This is a genomic window from Alcanivorax sp. HI0083 (genome assembly GCF_001635175.1).
Genome location: NZ_LWFX01000239.1, coordinates 1 through 743, shown reverse-complemented (window position 1 = coordinate 743; position 743 = coordinate 1). Strand labels below are relative to the sequence as shown.

At 62.6% G+C, this 743-nt stretch carries 1 protein-coding gene; it reads right to left on the bottom strand.

All coding sequences use genetic code 11. The features are described from left to right. Positions 1-743, bottom strand: a 743-nt coding sequence (locus tag A3754_RS02610) for an FUSC family protein (protein ID WP_197468397.1), incomplete at both ends; no start/stop codon positions are given.

Below are 743 nucleotides of genomic sequence, written 5' to 3'. Positions count from 1 at the left end.
TACCTGACGTGTTCGCAGCTGGGGCATCCAGCTCTGCGGTCCCGGCGAGGCGCGCGGCCATCCGCTCGAAGGTCAGGGCGATGCGTTCCACGGCCCCGGCAATCAGTTCCTGGTTCCGCTGCTCCATGTTGCCGGCCTCGGCCATGGCGGTTTTCAGGCGTTCGGAGTCGGCGCGAAAACGGTCATCGCAATGCCCTCGGGCGCAGGCCTGGTAGGCATCCGCCAGGGACTGCTGCCACCGTGCTGCGCTGTCTTGCAGTGCGGGGGACGACTGGGTATTGATACGTCCTTGTACCCATAGGGAAACCTGGCCCAGGTTGAGGCCGGTCAGCCCCAGATCGGTAAAGTGACGGCGTTCTTCGGGCAGGGCCTTGTCACAGATAGTGAGCCAGCGAAGACGATCTGCCATGCGGGCGTTGAAGCCTTCTTCGTTAATACGGTGGCGATGATGGCCAATCATCGCCAGGTCCTGGGCGGTACCGCGAATCAGCCGCCGGCGCAGGCCCGGGCCATTGGGGGGCGTAATCAGCCTGAACATCATGTAGGCGATAAAGATACCACCGGTAATGGCCAGGCCGTTGCTGGCTACGCGGGCCACATCAAAATCCATGGCGTTACCGGGCTGCACCAGGATGATGTACGGAGTGCAGAACCCCAGGCCGTAGGCCAGGGTGGTCGGATTGCTGATGGCCAGTAGCGCCACGAACAGCGGTGCGCCAAGAATCAGGATCAGTAACGGAAAG